This is a genomic window from Methylobacterium sp. (assembly GCF_019750675.1).
In the GTDB taxonomy this organism is placed as follows: domain Bacteria; phylum Pseudomonadota; class Alphaproteobacteria; order Rhizobiales; family Beijerinckiaceae; genus Methylobacterium.
On the sequence record NZ_JAIEOF010000203.1, the window covers coordinates 1 to 17,623 of the forward strand.

Annotated in this window: 19 protein-coding genes; 16 read left to right on the top strand and 3 right to left on the bottom strand. The window is 69.8% G+C overall.

The genetic code is table 11. The annotated features are described in order from the left end of the window. Positions 1–353 (top strand): hypothetical protein (locus tag K2X24_RS10790; RefSeq protein WP_292497735.1); only part of this gene is annotated, 353 nt, incomplete at its 5' end. 127 nt (positions 354–480) lie between these two features. Here K2X24_RS10790 and K2X24_RS10795 read toward each other — a convergent pair. After that, positions 481–675 carry a KGG domain-containing protein gene (locus K2X24_RS10795; RefSeq protein ID WP_055953126.1) on the bottom strand — a complete coding sequence of 65 codons (195 nt, stop codon included), beginning with the start codon at positions 673–675 and terminating at the stop codon, positions 481–483. Between the two features lie 300 nt (positions 676–975). Here K2X24_RS10795 and K2X24_RS10800 point away from each other — a divergent pair, with 300 nt between their 5' ends. Next, a complete protein-coding gene (locus tag K2X24_RS10800; protein WP_292497738.1) occupies positions 976–1,419 on the top strand; it encodes a cyclic nucleotide-binding domain-containing protein in 444 nt (147 codons plus the stop codon). A gap of 6 nt (positions 1,420–1,425) precedes the next feature. Here the strand turns inward: K2X24_RS10800 and K2X24_RS10805 are convergent, their stop codons facing one another. After that, positions 1,426–1,869, bottom strand: a complete 444-nt coding sequence (locus K2X24_RS10805) for a VOC family protein (protein ID WP_292497741.1) — start codon at positions 1,867–1,869, stop codon at positions 1,426–1,428. Positions 1,870–2,082: 213 nt separating this feature from the next. Here K2X24_RS10805 and K2X24_RS10810 point away from each other — a divergent pair, with 213 nt between their 5' ends. The 8 genes from K2X24_RS10810 to greA all read left to right on the top strand — a co-directional run bounded on the left by K2X24_RS10810 (position 2,083) and on the right by greA (position 9,783). Beyond that, a complete protein-coding gene (locus tag K2X24_RS10810; RefSeq protein ID WP_292497744.1) occupies positions 2,083–2,724 on the top strand; it encodes a L,D-transpeptidase in 642 nt (213 codons plus the stop codon). 78 nt (positions 2,725–2,802) lie between these two features. Then, positions 2,803–2,955, top strand: a complete 153-nt coding sequence (locus tag K2X24_RS10815; protein WP_238275404.1) for a DUF3096 domain-containing protein — start codon at positions 2,803–2,805, stop codon at positions 2,953–2,955. A 147-nt stretch (positions 2,956–3,102) separates the two neighbouring features. Then, a complete protein-coding gene (gene ppdK, locus K2X24_RS10820) occupies positions 3,103–5,787 on the top strand; it encodes a pyruvate, phosphate dikinase (RefSeq protein WP_292497746.1) in 2,685 nt (894 codons plus the stop codon). Between the two features lie 205 nt (positions 5,788–5,992). Continuing rightward, a complete protein-coding gene (locus K2X24_RS10825; protein ID WP_292497749.1) occupies positions 5,993–6,256 on the top strand; it encodes a hypothetical protein in 264 nt (87 codons plus the stop codon). Between the two features lie 170 nt (positions 6,257–6,426). Then, the gene (locus tag K2X24_RS10830; protein WP_292497751.1) at positions 6,427–7,428 is read left to right on the top strand and encodes a cell wall hydrolase; all 1,002 of its coding nucleotides are present in this window, start codon (positions 6,427–6,429) and stop codon (positions 7,426–7,428) included. Positions 7,429–7,623: 195 nt separating this feature from the next. Then, positions 7,624–8,211, top strand: a complete 588-nt coding sequence (locus K2X24_RS10835) for a hypothetical protein (protein ID WP_292497753.1) — start codon at positions 7,624–7,626, stop codon at positions 8,209–8,211. An 86-nt stretch (positions 8,212–8,297) separates the two neighbouring features. Further along, positions 8,298–9,284 (top strand): MDR family oxidoreductase, encoded by a 987-nt coding sequence (locus K2X24_RS10840; RefSeq protein WP_292497756.1) that lies wholly within the window; start codon positions 8,298–8,300, stop codon positions 9,282–9,284. A 37-nt stretch (positions 9,285–9,321) separates the two neighbouring features. Next, positions 9,322–9,783, top strand: coding sequence for a transcription elongation factor GreA (greA, locus tag K2X24_RS10845; protein ID WP_292497758.1), 462 nt, complete (start codon positions 9,322–9,324; stop codon positions 9,781–9,783). Between the two features lie 157 nt (positions 9,784–9,940). On the opposite strand, the gene K2X24_RS10850 is transcribed toward greA, so the two are convergent. Next, positions 9,941–10,954 carry an L-threonylcarbamoyladenylate synthase gene (locus K2X24_RS10850; protein WP_292497760.1) on the bottom strand — a complete coding sequence of 338 codons (1,014 nt, stop codon included), beginning with the start codon at positions 10,952–10,954 and terminating at the stop codon, positions 9,941–9,943. 121 nt (positions 10,955–11,075) lie between these two features. Here K2X24_RS10850 and K2X24_RS10855 point away from each other — a divergent pair, with 121 nt between their 5' ends. The 6 genes from K2X24_RS10855 (at position 11,076) to K2X24_RS10880 (ending at position 17,377) form a co-directional block, all read left to right on the top strand. Then, complete coding sequence (locus K2X24_RS10855; RefSeq protein ID WP_292497762.1) at positions 11,076–12,839, top strand: acyl-CoA dehydrogenase; 1,764 nt, start codon at positions 11,076–11,078, stop codon at positions 12,837–12,839. A 37-nt stretch (positions 12,840–12,876) separates the two neighbouring features. Next, a complete protein-coding gene (locus K2X24_RS10860) occupies positions 12,877–13,635 on the top strand; it encodes an enoyl-CoA hydratase-related protein (protein ID WP_292497765.1) in 759 nt (252 codons plus the stop codon). Positions 13,636–13,688: 53 nt separating this feature from the next. Beyond that, complete coding sequence (locus K2X24_RS10865; protein WP_292497768.1) at positions 13,689–14,507, top strand: SDR family NAD(P)-dependent oxidoreductase; 819 nt, start codon at positions 13,689–13,691, stop codon at positions 14,505–14,507. Between the two features lie 30 nt (positions 14,508–14,537). After that, complete coding sequence (locus K2X24_RS10870) at positions 14,538–15,398, top strand: NAD(P)-dependent oxidoreductase (protein WP_292497770.1); 861 nt, start codon at positions 14,538–14,540, stop codon at positions 15,396–15,398. A gap of 10 nt (positions 15,399–15,408) precedes the next feature. Next, on the top strand, positions 15,409–16,413 hold the full coding sequence (locus K2X24_RS10875) for a magnesium transporter CorA family protein (RefSeq protein ID WP_238282650.1): 1,005 nt from the start codon (positions 15,409–15,411) through the stop codon (positions 16,411–16,413). 199 nt (positions 16,414–16,612) lie between these two features. Beyond that, entirely contained in the window at positions 16,613–17,377 is a 765-nt protein-coding gene (locus K2X24_RS10880) for an SOS response-associated peptidase (protein ID WP_292497775.1), read from the top strand. Positions 17,378–17,623 lie beyond the last annotated feature (246 nt).

Sequence of the window (17,623 nt, forward strand, 5' to 3'; positions counted from 1 at the left end):
TGGAGATTACGACGATGTCTCGGTCAGGCTTCTTTCTCAGCGTGAGTGGACCGGCCGCGATTCTGACGCTCCTCGTCCACCCAACGATCCGTCAGACCGCAGATCAGTGGACGCCCGCCCCCGCATTCGTCGTCTCCTCCACGCCCGTGCAGGCGACAGTTCCGGTCGAGGTCGCTTCGATCCCGGGAGCCGGTACGCGCACCATGCCGGCGATTCCGAGCTCTGGCCGCACCGCGAGCGACAAGGATGCGCCCCGGATGCGCAAACCCCTCCAGGAGGGCTGCGAACGGTCCATCAGCTCGCTTGCCGGGCCTGAGGCGCGCCGCATGGTCCCCGGTCGCTGCATGACCTGAGACAGTCTGAACCCTTCGGAGAATGCGACAACAGCATAGCCCCGCTTCGATGAAGCGGGGCTATGCTGTTTCCGACCGTCTTAGAAATGTGTCGCGCGCGGTCCCGAGGGATCGCGCGCGGAGAGGATTACTCGTCGCCCGGACGGCCGGAGCCGCTCGACTGGCCGCCCTTGCGGCCGGCATTGGACGCGAGTTCGCGGTCCTGGGAGAAGGAGCGCTTCTCGGCGGGCACGCTGCGCCCACCCTTGCTCGCGATCTCCCGCTGCCGCTCGAGGTCCATGGATGCGAAACCTCGCTTCGAGGTGGAATTTCCTGATGCCATCAGCGCCTCCTCAGCTTTGCTTTCACTGAGATGACAACCTTTGCCAGTATCGATGGTTCCTCCTCTCGGACGGCCGCCAGCAAAGTCACGTGCAGGATTATGCATTAATCCAAGCTTAACCGTTAGCCGCCGATTCGCTGGCCCGAAATCACGGGATCGCCCGCCCGGTCCCGTACCGCCGGGCCGATGCCGGGACCGGGCTCTGGACAAAGACGCGCCGACCCGCATTGGATGCCGGCGGATCTTGCGGTGTCGGGAGGGACGTCGCGCCCACCCGAGCCCGTCCCAGGAGCCCCACCCATGACCCTCGACACCGAGGTTTCCTCGCTGCGCCAGGTACCGCTGTTTCGCGGCGTCGAACCGTCCCGCCTCAAGCTCCTGGCCTTCACGAGCGAGCGCGTTCATTTCGAGGCCGGCCAGCAGCTGTTCGCCCGTGGGGACGCGGCCGATGCCGCCTACCTGCTTCTGGAGGGCTCGGCGGAGGTCTCGATCGACGGGCCACAGGGGCCGTTCCGGCTGGCGCTCCTCGGCGCCAATGCCCTGGTGGGTGAGATGGGCATCCTGGCCGACCAGCCCCGCTCGGCCACGGTGGCGGCCCTCGACACCCTCACCGCCCTGCGCATCGACCGCACGGTCTTCCTCGAACTGCTCGGGCAGTTTCCGCAAATCGGAATCGCGGTGATGCGCGAACTCGCCCTGCGCCTGGAGCAGACCAACCAGCAGCTGGCGCAGAGCCAGGGCTGATTCCGCTCAGGTCTCCGGGTAGGTGATGAATTCCATGAGGGAACCGTCCGGATCGCGGAAGTAGAGGCTCAAGCCGGGTCCCGCCGCGCCGTTGCGTTCGACCGGGCCGAGTTCAACCGGAATCCCATGGGCGGCCAGGTGCGCCGCGGCGGTCTCGACCGGCCCGGACCAGCGGAAGCAGAGGTCGCTGTTGCCGGGCCTCACCGGGTGCTTCGCGACCGGCACCGCGTCGACGCCGGGACCGTGGACGTTCAGCTGCACGCCGCCGAAGCGATAGGCGAAGCCGGCGCCGCGCCGGATGATCTCGGCCCCCATCACGTCGCCGTAGAAGGCGTTCGCGCGCTCCCAATCGCTGACGTGGATCACGCAATGATCGAGGTGGATCGCCGGCCCGAGGTCGGCGAGCGGCGCCTCGACATCGACCGTGGGGAGCGTCTCGGTATCGGCCATGGTGGCACTCGGCCCTGCAGCTTCGAAAGGAGAGGATCATGTGGCCCGGGTCCGCGCGACGCAATGGCGATCGACGGGCCAATGCGGCGGCATTGCGCCCGACCCGGCCTCACGCGACCGCGAACCTGCGGCGGGAAAGACACAACGTCCGGGCTCCCGGGCGGCTAGTCAGGGCTGTGCCGTCGTCCGACGTTTCGAATCGTGGAGCCGTCCATGCCGTCCCGCCGCCTTGCCCTCGGGCTGATCCTGCTGGCTCCCCTGGCCGCCTGCCAATCGCGCGGTCCCGTCGGCGTGGCGCAGGACGACGCGGCGGCCTGGTACACCGGCACGATGCCGGACAAGCCGTTCGACGTGCCGCTGGTCGACAAGACACGCCTCGACCCGAAGTACCGCCGGCAGATCGTGCGCTACACCGGACCCGAGAAGCCCGGGACCATCGTGGTCGACATCGACGCCCGTCAGCTCGCCCTGGTGCAGGAGGACGGCACCGCGGTGCAGTACGGCGTCGGGGTGGGCAAGCTCGGTTTCTCGTGGAAGGGTCAGGCGCGGGTCGGCCGCAAGGGTACGTGGCCCGATTGGCGCCCGACCACCACGATGGTCTCCCTCAACCCGGACCTGCCGCGCACCCTCAAGGGCGGCGTCGACAATCCCCTCGGTGCCCGCGCGCTCTACCTCTACCAGGGCTCACGCGACATCCTGTTCCGCATCCACGGGACCAACGAGCCCTGGAGCATCGGTGAGCAGATGTCCTCCGGCTGCGTGCGCATGCTGAACGAAGACATCGTCGATCTCTACGAGCGTGTTCCGGTCGGCGCGACGGTTCTGGTCAAGCGAAACGGCAAGTACCGCGTTTGATAACGGCTCTTCTGGATTGCGTTGATTGACAGATTCAGTGCCGGCAAGTCGTCGGACCGAGATCCCGGGAGGCATTCGATGACGATCACCATCTCCAGTTTGCAGCCGATCATCGCACTCGCGGCCGGCGTGCTGATCCTGATCATGCCACGATTGTTGAACTTCATCGTGGCCATCTATCTCATCCTCGTGGGACTGATCGGCCTCGGCGTCTTTCGGGCCCTGTCCTAAGCACCACGCAACACGGTTACACACCGTCGAAAGCGTTACACGGTTCCGGCGTGGCCGCGCCGTTCATCTTGCGTTGCAGCAGGAGATGGTCCAACCCGCCGTGTTAGGAATGGGGCGTGTTTCACTCCCGCAAGCGGACGGATACAAATGGGCAAGTGGGTCTATTCCTTCGGTGACGGCAAGGCCGAGGGCCAGTCGTCCATGCGCAACCTGCTGGGCGGCAAGGGCGCGAACCTCGCGGAGATGTCGAATCTCGGCCTGCCGGTTCCCCCCGGATTCACCATCACGACCGAAGTCTGCACCTATTACTACGATCACGGGCAACAGTACCCGGCCGAGCTGAAGGCCGAGGTCCAGGCCGCCCTCGATGCGGTCGGCGCGCTCACGGGCCGCGGCTTCGGCGACCCGAAGAACCCGCTCCTCGTCTCGGTCCGCTCGGGCGCCCGCGCCTCGATGCCCGGCATGATGGACACCGTGCTGAACCTCGGCCTGAACGACGTCACCGTCGAGGCCCTGGCCGAGGGCGCCGGCGACCCGCGCTTCGCCTACGATTCCTACCGCCGCTTCATCACCATGTACTCCAACGTGGTCCTCGGCGTGGAGCACCACGCCTTCGAGGAGGCCCTGGAGCACTACAAGGAGGGCAAGGGCGTCAGCCTCGACACCGAACTCGGGGCCGAGGACTGGAAGCAGCTCGTGACCAAGTACAAGGCGATCGTGAAGGCCGAGCACGGCTCGGACTTCCCGCAGGCGCCCGAGGACCAGCTCTGGGGCGCCATCGGCGCGGTGTTCGATTCCTGGATGATTCCGCGTGCCAAGAAGTACCGCGAACTCAACAACATCCCGGAGAGCTGGGGAACGGCCGTCAACGTTCAGGCCATGGTGTTCGGCAACATGGGCGACACCTCGGCCACCGGCGTCGCCTTCACCCGCAACCCCTCCACGGGCGAGCGCGCCCTCTACGGCGAGTTCCTGATCAACGCCCAGGGCGAGGACGTGGTGGCGGGTATCCGCACCCCGCAGGACATCACCGAGAAGGCCCGCATCGAGGCCAAATCCGATCGTCCGTCGATGGAGCTGGCCATGCCGGACTCCTACGCCGAGCTGGTGCGGATCTACGGTCTCCTCGAGACCCATTACCGCGATATGCAGGACATGGAGTTCACCATCGAGTCGGGTAAGCTCTGGATGCTTCAGACCCGCAACGGCAAGCGCACCGCCAAGGCGGCCCTGCGCATCGCCGTCGACCTCGCGGCGGAAGGCCTGATCACCGAGGAGGAGGCCATCGGCCGGGTCGAGCCCGCCGCCCTCGACCAGCTCCTGCACCCCACCATCGACCCCAAGGCCGAGCGCAAGGTCATCGCCTCCGGCCTGCCGGCCTCGCCGGGCGCGGCCACTGGCGAGATCGTCTTCAACTCCGAGGATGCCGAGGCCGCCCGCAAGGCCGAGCGCAAGTGTATCCTCGTGCGCGTGGAGACCTCCCCGGAGGACATCCACGGCATGCACGCCTCCGAGGGCATCCTCACCACCCGCGGCGGCATGACCAGCCACGCGGCCGTGGTGGCCCGCGGCATGGGCAAGCCCTGCGTTTCCGGCGTCGGCTCGATCCGCGTCGACTACAAGGCCGGCACGCTCACCGTGGCGGGCACCACCCTGAAGGCCGGCGACAAGATCACCATCGACGGCTCGACGGGTCAGGTGCTCCTGGGCGAGGTGGCGATGCTGGAGCCGTCGCTGTCGGGCGAGTTCGCCACCCTGATGGGCTGGGCCGACAAGGTGCGCACCATGAAGGTCCGCACCAACGCCGACACGCCGACCGACGCGCGCGCCGCCCGCAACTTCGGCGCCGAGGGCATCGGTCTCTGCCGCACCGAGCACATGTTCTTCGAGGGCGACCGGATCATCGCGGTCCGCGAGATGATCCTGGCCGACGACGTCGAGGGCCGCCGCTCGGCGCTCGCCAAGATCCTGCCCTATCAGCGCCAGGACTTCGTCGAGCTGTTCACGATCATGTCGGGCCTGCCCGTCACGATCCGCCTGCTCGATCCGCCGCTGCACGAATTCCTGCCGCACACGGACGAGGAGGTGCGGGACGTCGCCCAGAGCATGGGCGTGTCGGAAGAGAAGCTGCGCCGCCGCATGACGGAACTGCACGAGTTCAACCCCATGCTCGGCTTCCGTGGCTGCCGCCTCGCGATCGCCTTCCCGGAAATCGCCGAGATGCAGGCCCGCGCCATCTTCGAGGCCGCCGTCCAGGCCGCCAAGGAGACCGGCGCTCCGGTCACCTCCGAGGTCATGGTGCCGCTCGTCTTCACCAAGATGGAGTTCGACATCGTCAAGGCGCGCATCGACGCCATGGCCAAGGCAGTCTCTGCCGAAACCGGTGGCACGCTTGATTATCAGGTGGGCACGATGATCGAGCTGCCCCGTGCGGCCCTGCGGGCGGGCGACATCGCCGAAACGGCGGAGTTCTTCTCCTTCGGCACGAACGACCTGACCCAGACCGCGCTCGGCATCTCCCGCGACGATGCCGCGACCTTCCTGGGCGCCTACACCCAGAAGGGCATCCTCTCGGCCGATCCGTTCATCTCCATCGACCAGGAGGGCGTCGGCGAGCTCGTACGCATCGGCGTGGAGCGCGGTCGCGCGGTTCGCCCCGACATCAAGCTCGGCATCTGCGGCGAGCACGGCGGCGATCCGGCTTCGATCGGCTTCTGCCAGGAGGTCGGCCTCGATTACGTGTCGTGCTCGCCCTACCGGGTGCCGATCGCCCGCCTCGCGGCGGCCCAGGCCGCCCTCGCCGTCAAGGCTGCCGGCAAGGCGAACAAGTAAGTCCTCGTCCCCGCGCGGGACGGCTTGGAAGCGGATGCGGGGCGGCCGATGGCCGCCCCGTTTTCGTTGCGAATCCGACCGTTCAACAAATTGTCGAAAACACGGCGAACCGATTTCGCGCAGGCACGTTCAGTGCTAGTGCCGAACCGTAGCGCGCGGGTCATCCTGCTCATTGGGGCGGCAGCCATCGCGTGGGATCGCCGGCATGAACGACACCAGCCCACCCCCTCTCTTCATCAATGAAAATCCCGTCGCGGTCCCGCTGCCCCGCGCGATGCAGCAGGCCTACCTGTGGGTCGTCGCCGGCCTCGGCGGCCTCGCCACGGTCGCGCTGTTCGTCTTCGCCGTCGCGACCCAGAGCGGTGCCGACGCGGAGCGGATCGCGAGCGGCCAGACCGGCGAGCGTACGGGCTTGGCGACCCTGATCGGGCATCTCGGCGCCACGCATGGACGGCCGGGCGCGCTCTGACCGGGCGCCCTTAACCGCTCCGCAACCATACCGCACGATAGTCGATCTCACGGGCCGCCGCCTCTCCCTGAGGGCCGGCGATCCGCGCGTTTGGCATCCTTGTGCGGGTCGGTTGCGTGGGCACGAAACGGTTACGACGCGCTTCGCATCTGCGCTGGCTCAGCGCCGCCATGGTGCCTTGGACGGCCGGGCTCGGCCTCCTCGTCTCCTTCACGGCGACCGCCGGGACGGACATGGCTCCGGGCGCCGCGGGCCTCGCCGACCGCGCATCGCGCGTCGCCGCCACGGCCTCGCCCGGCGCGCGCCTCTCCGGAACCCAGACGCGCACCCATCCGGCCCGGCGCTCGGCCACGCGGCTCCCCGGCGGCGGCACCGATGCGTCCGCCACCGGCATGGTCATCCGGGCCAGCCTCGCGGAACCGGGAGACGGCCTGATCGCGCCCGGCTCCACCGCCTGGAACCCGGATCTCGACGCCAGCTTCGTACCCGCCCCGGAGCTGGGGCTGGACCGGTCGCCGGAGGCCGAGGATGGCCCGATCGTCGTCGAGGACGGCGCGACGCCCGCGATCCCGCGCGCCGAGGCACTGTCCTCGACGACCCCGGCCCCGGCGGATGCGACCCCGATCGAGGTGGCCGCGGCGAGCCTCGCCTTCCCGGGCCTGTCGCCGCGTGCGGGCACGACGGACGGCGCCACCACGCCGGTCCCGGACGCGACGCCCGAGGCCGCGCGCCACCGCTACGCCGACCTCATCGGCCCCGATGCCATGGACCGTGAGCAGCGCTGCCTCGCGGAGGCCGTGTATTTCGAGGCCCGCAGCGAACCCGAGGAGGGTCAGGCCGCCGTCGCCCAGGTGGTGCTGAACCGGGTCAAGAGCGGCCTCTACCCGAGCAACGTCTGCGGCGTCGTCTACCAGAACCGCCACCGCTACATGGGCTGCCAGTTTTCCTTCGCCTGCGAGGGCAAGTCCCTGCGCGTGACGGACGGCCCATCCTGGCAGACGGCCACCCGCATCGCGAGTGCCGTGATCGCGGGCCGGACCTACCTGAGCGAGGTGGGTGGCGCGACGCATTACCATGCCGATTACGTGAAACCCGGCTGGTCGCGGCGCCTGAAGAAGATGGACGTCATCGGCCGGCACATTTTCTACCAGCTCAAGCGCGGACAGACCTGAACTCCTGAATCGTTCCCGCGCTTTTTACCTAAGCAATGAAACATCTAGGTATTCCTAAGCTTGGGTTAATTTTACCCTGACTCGGGATTGAGCTTGCCCACGGGGCAACTTGGCCGCCTCTGGTACGTCGAGATGCGCGCGGTCTTCGCGCGACATCCCGCTCCGTTCAGAGTCTCAAGCCCCGAGGAACCCGTCATGACCGCGCCGGTCACCCCACGCCTGCTTCTCGCCGCCATCGCCGGCGCCCTCCTCAGCGTCTCATCCGCAAAGGCGGGGGGTTGCGGCGGCGCCGAGTGCTACCGCCACGTCAACACGCCCCCGGTCTACGGCGCCGTATCGGAGCGCGTGCTCGTGCGCCCGGCCGAGACCGTCTACCGCACCGTCCCGCCCGTCTACGACACCGTGTCCGAGCGCGTGCTCGTGGCGCCGGGCGGGCGCGTCTGGCAGACCCGCCGCGACGCCTACGGCGAACTCGTCGGCTGCTGGGTCGACGTGCCCCCGCAATACACGGTGCGCCACCGCCGCGTGCTGGTGCAGCCCGCCCAGACCATTCCGGAAACGATCCCGGCAGAATACGCCAGCGTCCGCCGCCGCGTCCTGGTGCAGCCCGCGCGCTCCGGTTGGGTTCCGGCCAATTACGGGCAGGGCGGCTATCCGGGCGCCTACGGACCGAGCCTCGCCATCGGCTCGATCCCCGATGCCTTCGGCATCACGGGCGCCAGTTCGGCCGATGTCGGCGTGGGCCTCGGTTTCTCCCGGGGCAGCATCTACGACGGCTACTGAGCGTGCGGACCGGCCCCGGGTCGCCCGGGGCCGCTTGATTCGGCGGGCTGCCGACACACCTTGCCTTGGAAAAGCGGAGGTGTGCCATGGGTCGGTTCAAGGCTTGGGTCGTCGAGAAGACCGAGGCGGGGCAATCCCTCGCCTTCAAGGATTTCGACGATGCCGACCTGATGGAGGGCGATGTCACCGTTCGGGTGTCCCACTCCACGGTGAACTACAAGGACGGGCTGGCGATGACCGGCAGGTCGCCGGTGGTGCGCCGCTTCCCCATGATCCCCGGCATCGATTTCGCCGGCAGCGTCGAGACCTCGGACCACCCCGACTACAAGCCCGGCGACGCGGTGGTGCTCACCGGCTGGGGCGTCGGCGAGACCCATCTGGGAGCCTACGCCGAGCGCGCCCGCGTGAAGGGCGACTGGCTGGTGCCGCTGCCGGAGGGCCTGAGCCCCGCCCAGGCCATGGCGATCGGCACCGCCGGCTACACCGCGATGCTCTGTCTGATGGCCCTCGACCACCATGGCGTGAACCCGGCGCAGGGCCCGGTCCTCGTCACGGGCGCATCCGGCGGCGTCGGTTCGGTGGCCGTGGCGCTCCTGGCCCAGGCCGGCTGGCACGTCATCGCCTCGACGGGACGCGATTCGGAAGCCGATTACCTGCGTGGCCTCGGGGCTGCCGAGATCCTCGACCGCGCGGAACTCGGCAAGCCCGGCAAGCCGCTCGCCAAGGAGCGCTGGGCGGCAGCGGTGGACGCGGTCGGCTCCGTGACCCTCGCCAACGTCCTGGCCGGCACGAAGGCGGACGGCGCGGTCGCGGCCTGCGGTCTGGCGCAAGGCATGGACCTGCCCACCTCCGTGGCGCCCTTCATCCTGCGCGGCGTCTCGCTGCTGGGGATCAACAGCGTGACCACGCCCCAGGCCAAGCGCCGGGCGGCCTGGGGACGCCTCGCGCGGGAGCTCGATCACGACAAGCTCGCGGCGATGACCCGGACGGTGCCGCTGGCCGGCGTCGACACGGTGGCGCAGGCGATCCTGGAGGGCCAAGTGCGCGGGCGCACTGTGGTCGAGGTGGGTTGAGCGGAACGCCGGGCACGCGCCCGGCGTTTTCGTTTTTATGAGCCAAGCATTTGTCCGTGAGCGGGATGGAGACGCGGTGTTCGAGGATCTCCCCGAGCGCCCGATCTCGTCCCATCCCAACTTCGTCACCCCCGAGGGGATGGCCCAGATCGAGGCCGAGGTCGCGCGCCTTCAGGCCGCGTTCTCGGCCCTGACCCCGGAGGCGCAGGCCGACGTCGCCCGCGTCAACCGAGACCTCGCCTACTGGACGGCGCGGCGCAGTTCCGCACAACTGGTCGAAGCCGAGCCCGGCGACGTGGTCCGGTTCGGCTCGACGGTGACGATCCTGGCCGAGGACGATAGCCGCCGGACCTACCGCATCGTCGGCGAGGACGAGGCCGATCCGGCGCAGGGCACCATCTCGTACGTTTCGCCGATGGCCCGCGCGCTGACCGGAAAGGTCGTCGGCGACGTCGTCGAGGTGAACGAACACGAGAGCGAGATCGTGGAAATCGGTTGAACCGCGTTCGCCCGGCGACGGCCCTGGACGGCCCAAGAAAAAAGGCTCGGATTGCTCCGAGCCCTGAAAGGGAAAAGGCCATTGGGGGCAGTACTGGCCTTCGTGATGGGGAAACACCGCCCCCCGGTCTTGGTTCCCAAGAAATTCGAAAAAAGTTTCAGCGCGGCGCGGAGGCGCGCCGAAGCCTGTCGTTGATCGCCTCGCCGAGGCCTCGCTCGGGGATCGGCGCGACCGCGATCACCGCCGCACCGGCGCCATCGAGTTGGCGCAGGGCCGAGAACAAGCGGGCCGCCGCCTCGGCCAGATCCCCGGCCGGACTGAGGTTGAGGCGCGCCCGGGCCGCATCCGCCCCCGGCAGCGGATCGGACCCGAACAGCAGCGCGACCTCCTCCGGCGAGACGGAGGTCGCGTCGAGCCGAACCTGCGCCCGCGGCGCGTAGTGGGAGGCGAGCAACCCCGGGCCGACCGGATGGATCGCATCCGAGCCATCCGGCCCCGCGAGGGCCACGCCGAGCCGTGCCTCCAGAGTCTCCCGCGTGATTCCGCCCGGCCGCAGCAGCCGTGGCGGGCCGCCGAGGCAAGCGACCACCGTGGATTCGACGCCGACCGGCGTCTCGCCGCCGTCGAGCACGGCCGCGATCCGGCCGTCGAGATCGGCGAGCACGTGCGCGGCGCTGGTCGGACTGACACGGCCCGAGCGATTGGCAGAGGGCGCCGCGACCGGCCGGCCGACGCGGGCCAGCAATGCCCGGGTCCGCTCGGGCGCCGGCACCCGCAGGGCGACGCTCGGCAGGCCCGCGCGGGCGAGGTCGCAGATCCGGCAGCCGGGCGCGGCCGGGACCACCAGCGTGAGGGCGCCGGGCCAGAACGCGGCGGCGAGGCTCCGTGCCGCGTCGTCGAACACGCCTTCGGCGAAGGCCGCCTCCGCGTCGGGCAGATGCGCGATCAGCGGGTTGAAGCGCGGGCGCTCCTTGGCGGCGAAGATCCGCGCCACGGCCGACGGGTCGGTGGCGTCGGCGCCGAGGCCGTAGACCGTCTCGGTGGGGAAGGCCACGACCTGCCCGGCGCGGAGCAGCGCGGCCGCCGCCTCCAACCCGTGCGCATCGTCGCTCAGGCGTCGCGTCGCCACGGGTTGGATCGCATCACCGGGGATTGACCCGAGATCGTTCATATCTAAACTATCATTGCCGTACCCCTTCGGCGGGGATCGCCCGGGCCTAGCGCCCGGCCGGGGCTTGCGTCAAACACGGGGCCGCACGCGTCGGATCAACCAAGGCGCGGGAGGAAGCATCATGACCTATCGCGCACCGGTGGCCGACATGCTGTTCGCCCTGCGCCACGTGGCCGGGCTCGAGGCCGCCCTGGCCGCCGGCCGGCACGGCGACCTCGCGCTGGAGGACGCCGAGGCGATCCTGGCCGAGGCCGGCAAGGTCGCCGAATCGGTCATCGCCCCCCTCAACCGGGTGGGCGACCGCCACGGCACGCCGCTCAAGGACGGAGCCATCACCACCCCGCCGGGCTGGCGCGAGGCCTACCGGACCTGGATCGCCGGGGGCTGGAACGGTCTCAGCGCCGACCCCGAGCATGGCGGCCAGGGCCTGCCCCTCGTCCTCAACGCGGCCTGCACCGAGATGTGGAACGCGGCCAGCATCGCCTTCGGCCTCTGCCCGCTCCTCACGGCCGGCGGCATCGAGGCCCTGGCCCAGCACGGCTCGGACGACCTGAAGACGCGCTACCTCGACAAGCTCGTCTCCGGCGAATGGACGGCGACCATGAACCTGACCGAACCGCAGGCCGGCTCGGACCTCGCGCTCCTGCGCAGCCGGGCCGAGCCCGTCGGCGACGGCTCATACCGGATCGTCGGCGCGAAGATCTACATCACCTACGGCGAGCACGACCTCACCGACAACATCGTCCACTTGGTGCTGGCCCGGCTCAAGGATGCGCCGGCCGGCACCCGGGGCATCTCGCTGTTCCTGGTGCCGAAGGTGCTGCCGGACGGCAGCCGCAACGACCTGCGCTGCTCAGGGATCGAGCACAAGCTCGGCATTCACGGCTCGCCGACCTGCTCGATGGCCTTCGGCGACGACGGGGGCGCCATCGGCTGGCTCATCGGCGAGGCGAATCGCGGGCTCGCCTGCATGTTCACGATGATGAACTCGGCGCGCCTCAATGTCGGCCTGCAGGGCGTCGGCATCGCCGAGCGCGCCTACCAGCAGGCCCTGGGCTATGCCCGCGACCGGCGTCAGGGCAAGGCGCCAGGGGCCGCCGAGGCGAGCCCCATCGTCGCCCATGCCGACGTGCAGCGCATGCTGCTCACCATGAAGGCCTTAACCCAGGCCGCCCGTGGCATCTGCTACCTCACGGCGGACGCCCTCGACGCGGCGGCGGGCCCGGAGGGGCAGGCGGCCCACGACCGCGCCTCGCTACTGACCCCCGTCGCCAAGGCCTTCTCCACCGACATCGCCAACGAGGTGACCTCGCTGGGCGTCCAGGTCCATGGCGGCATGGGCTTCGTGGAGGAGACCGGCGCCGCCCAGCACATGCGCGACGCCCGCATCCTCGGCATCTACGAGGGTACCAACGGCATCCAGGCCATCGACCTCGTCGCCCGCAAGCTGCCGCTGAACGGCGGCGCCACGGTGCGGGCGCAGATCGCCAGCCTGCGGCGCACCGCCGAGGGCTTCCTGAAGGACCCCGACCCGGCCTTCGGCCGCATCGGCGCCCGACTGCGCGCCGGCATCGAGAGCCTGGACCGGGCGACGAGCTTCCAGTTGAAGGCGCTGGCCTCGAACCGGCCCGAGGCGGCGCTGGCCGGCGCCACGCCGTATCTGCGCCTGTTCGGCCTCGTCCAGGGCGGGGCCTGCCTCGGACGTCAGGCGCTCGCCGCCGGCGCGGCCCTGAAGGCGGGGGAGACGGACCCGGCCCATGCCGGCCGGATCGCGCTCGCGCGCTTCTTCGCCGACAACCTGCTCACCGCCGCCGAGGGGCTCGAGGCGAGCATCGTCGCAGGCGGACACTTCACAGACGACGCCGAACTCGCCCTGGCGAGCTGACGGGGCGGGAACCGCACAGGATCGGGGGCAGGGCGACATGAGCGAGCACATCGCGATCGAGGACACGGCCGACGGCGTCCGCCTCATCCGCATCGACCGGCCCGAGAAGAAGAACGCCCTGACGGCTGCCATGTACGACGCCATGCGCGCGACCCTGCTGGAGGCGGACGCGACGGAGGCGATCGGCGCCGTGGTGTTCGCCGGGGCGCCGGGCGCGTTCAGTGCCGGCAACGACCTCGCGGACTTCGTGGCGGGCGCGAGCAAGCCGTTCCGCGAGGCGCCGGCCCTGCAGTTCATCCGCCAGCTCGCCCGCACCCGCACGCCGATGATCGCCGCCGTCGACGGGATCGCGGTGGGAATCGGCACGACCCTGACCCTGCATTGCGACCTCGTCTATGCCAGCCCCGCCGCCCGCTTCCGCATGCCCTTCGTGGAGCTCGGCCTCGTGCCGGAGGCAGCCTCAAGCTACCTGCTGCCGCGCCGGGTCGGGCTGCTGAAGGCCACAGAGATGCTGCTCCTGAGCCAGGGCTTCGACGCCGACGAGGCGCTCGGCCTCGGCCTGATCAACGGGGTGATGCCGGCCGGCCTGCTGCTGGAGCACGCCCAAGCGCAAGGCGCGCGCCTCGCCGGGCTCCCGCGCGGCGCGGTGCAGGCGACGCGGGCGTTGATCCGCGGCGATCAGGCCGCGATGGAAGCCGCCCTCGAGGCCGAGGCGGTCGCCTTCGAGGAACGCCTGCGGGCGCCGGAAGCCCAGGCGGCCTTCGCGCGTTTCCTCGGCCGGGCCAAGCCGGCGTGAGCGCCGGGCCCGTCCTATCCAAAACTCCGGATCTGCGTGGAAAGATCTGCCTCGTGGCCGGGGCCTCGCGCGGGGTCGGGCGGGGCATCGCCCGGGGGCTCGGCGAGGCCGGCGCCACCGTCATCGTCACGGCACGCTCCAGTGAGACGGGGCCGCGCACCGAGGGCCGGTCTGAATTCATCGAGGATACGGCCCGTGCCGTCGATGCCGCCGGCGGCGAAGGGCATCACTACCTCTGCGACCATACCAGCGAGCGGGCGGTCGACACGCTGGTCCACTGGGCCCTGCGCCGGTTCGGCCGCATCGATCTGGCCGTCTCCAGCGTCTGGGGCGGCAACGAGGGCTATGACGGCGAGCGTTACGCAGACGGCGCCGCCTGGGGCACGCCGTTCTGGCGGCGCTCGGCCGAGCCGTTCTCGGAGTTCTTCGGGAGCGGCCCGTACCCGGCGCTGCTCCTCGCCCGCGCGGTCGCGCCCCCGATGATCTCGGCCAGAGCCGGCCTCCTCGCCTTCGTCTCCTTCGACACCGCGCCGGGCTACCTCGGCGACATCTTCTACGACCTGGCCAAGGCCACCACGAACCGGCTCGCCTACGCCTGCGCGCAGGAACTGGCGCCGCACGGCGTCACCGCGCTCGGACTGTCGCCCGGCTTCGTGCGCACCGAGCGCGCGGTCGACATCGGCCACGCCGACCGGGCGACCGAGAGCCCGCTCTATGCGGGGCGGGCGCTCGCCGCCCTGGCGGCCGACCCGGATGTGGCGGGCCGGGCCGGGCAGATCCTCCATGCGGGCGATCTCGCCGCCGATTACGGCTTCACCGATGCGGACGGGTCGCAGCCGGCCCGGTTCCAGATCGGCGCCCAAGAATCGTGAACAAGACACCTGAGAGAGGAGACCTGAGACATGAGCGGATCGCTTCAGGGCAAAACGTTATTCATCACCGGGGCCTCCCGCGGGATCGGCCTCGCCATCGCCCTGCGGGCGGCCCGGGACGGCGCGAACATCGCCATCGCGGCCAAGACCGACACGCCGCACCCGAAGCTGGAGGGCACGATCCACACCGCCGCCGCCGCCATCGAGGCGGCGGGCGGCCGGGCGCTGCCGCTCCTGGTGGATGTGCGCGACGAGGACAGCGTGGCGACCGCCATCGAGACCACGGCGAAAACCTTCGGCGGCATCGACATCGTGGTGAACAACGCCAGCGCGATCTCGCTGACCCGGACGCCCGAGACCGAGATGAAGCGCTTCGACCTGATGCACGGCATCAACACGCGCGGCACCTACATGGTCAGCAAGTACGCGATCCCGCATCTGGCCAAGGCGCAGAACCCGCACATCGTCATGCTGTCGCCGCCCCTCGACATGTCCGAGAAGTGGTTCGCGCCGCATCTGGCCTATTCCATCGCCAAATACGGCATGTCGCTCTGCGTCCTCGGGCTGGCCGGCGAGCTGAAACGCCAGGGCATCGCGGTCAACGCGCTCTGGCCGCGCACCACCATCGCCACCGCCGCCGTGAAGAACCTGCTGGGCGGCGAGGCCCTGATGCAGGCGAGCCGCACGCCCGAGATCCTGGCGGACGCCGCCCACGCGCTGTTCGGCCTGGACTCGCGGGAGGTCACCGGGCGCTTCCTCATCGACGACAGCTTCCTGGCCGAGCAGGGTGTCACGGACTTTTCAAAATACCGCGTCACACCCGGCATCCCTCTTGCGCCGGACTTCTTCGTGCCGGATGCGAGCACACCGCCTCCCGGGGCCTTCGCCTGAGACATCCCGCGTGATCTTCATCCACCAGCCGGTCGCCGGCGCCGGGCAGACCCTGCTCGAGCGCCGTTCCCTCGAACTGCAGGAGGCGATCCCGGACGACACCGTCTGGCTCGACATGGTGCGGCCGACCCGGGAAGAGGACCTCAAGGTGGAGGTCTTCATGGGCATCTCGGTCCCGACCCGCGAGGAGATGAAGGACATCGAGCCCTCCGAACTCCTCTATGTCGAGGACGGGGCCCGCTACATGACCGGCCGGGTCCTGAGCAAGGTCAGCGAATCCGAGGAGCCGGGGCTGGCCGGCATCACGTTCATCCTGCGCGGCAACCGTCTCGTGACGGTGCGCTACGAGGAGCCGCAGGCCTTCCGGATGTACACCCAGCGGGCCGGCCGCTCGACGGGCAACGGCCCCTCGGCGGTGCCCTCGGGCGAGACCATCCTGGCCGGCCTCATCGAGACGGTGATCGATCGGGCGGCCGACGTGCTTCAGCTCCAGGGCGAGCGCATCGACCGGCTCTCGGGCAAGATCTTCGAGGAGAAGGAGGACCCGAGCGCCCGCAACACCGCCCTGCAGGATACGCTGCGGGCGCTGGGACGCCACGGCGACCTCATCTCGAAGCAGCGCGAGAGCCTCGTCTCGATGGAGCGCATCCTGCTCTCGCTCTCGGCGACCTACCGCACCGCCAAGGCGCCCCGCGAGTTGCGCGAGGACGTGCGCTCGACCCTGCGCGATCTCCAGTCGCTCGAGGAGCACGCCACCTTCCTGTCCTCGAAGATCCAGTTCCTCCTCGACGCGACGCTCGGCCTCGTGAACCTGGAGCAGAACAACATCATCAAGCTGTTCTCGGTCATGGCGGTGGTCTTCATGCCGCCGACTCTGATCGCGTCGATCTACGGCATGAACTTCAAGGCGATGCCGGAACTCGACTGGGGATTCGGTTACCCGATGGCGATCGTGATGATGGTTTTCGCGGCCGTGCTTCCGTACGTGTTCTTCCGCTGGAAGCGCTGGCTCTGAGCAGATCGCTCGCGGCGCATCGGGCCGCCCATGAAATCCACGGCTGAGACCCTCGCGGAACTGCCGATCGGCGCCGATTGTCGCTCGCTAAGAGGCGCGGCGGACACCTTGTGAGCGCCGCTCGAAAGGCGGCATACCGGGAGCGCGTATCGCAGGATGGCGCTCGATCCGTCGAGCCGGATTTCAGGATCTCTCGTCGATGTGCGGACGCTTCTTCATCGCCCAGGCCCCCGAGATCTTTCGGACCTTCTACGGCTACGCGGAGATGCCGAACTTCCCGCCGCGCTACAACGTGGCCCCGACCCAGCCCGTCCCGGTGGTGCTGGCCGAGCGCGGGCAGCGGCAGTTCCGGCTGGTGCGCTGGGGCCTCTGGCCGAGCTGGGTCAAGGACCCGAAGGACTTTCCCCTCGTGATCAACGCGCGGGCCGAGACCCTCCGGGAGAAGCCGACCTTCCGCGGCGCCCTGCGCCACCGCCGCTGCGTCTTCCTGGCCGACGGCTTCTACGAGTGGCGCCGGGAGGGGAAGGGCAGGGGGGCCACGAAGACCCCCTTCATGATCCGCCGCGCCGACGGCAAGCCCGTGGCGCTCGCCGGTCTCTGGGAGAACTGGCTCGGGGCCGACGGCTCGGAGGTGGACACCGCCGCCATCGTCACGACGGACGCCAACGGAACCATGGCCGCCGTGCACGACCGGATGCCCGCGATCCTGGCGCCCGATCAGATCGAACCCTGGCTCGACACGCGCGGGGTCGAACCGGACGCGGCCGTGGGCCTCTGCCGGCCCTGCCCGGACGAATGGCTGACCCTCGACCCCGTCAGCCCACGGGTGAACGACGCGCGCACCGATGCGCCCGACCTGATCGAACCCCTCGCCGCGCCGCGTCCCGGCCCTCCGATGACGGCGGCCCCCGCCGCGACCGCACCGCGCTCCAGCGACGAGGACGCGCAGGGCGCGCTCTTCTGACGACGGAGGCCCGGCGCAAAAATGGCCGTGGTCGCGCTCTCTCGCAGCGCAACGAAAACGCGCTCCGGTCGTTCAGGACAGGCAACACCAACCCGAAAACGGGAGACCCGCCATGTCCATTCGCCATCCCCTCCGCATTGCCGCGGCCGCCAGCCTTCTCGCCCTGACGGCCGGCGCCGCCTTGGCCCAGAACCCCGACCTGACCAAGAACCCCGAGAACACCGGCCGGGCCGCGACCGCCACCGA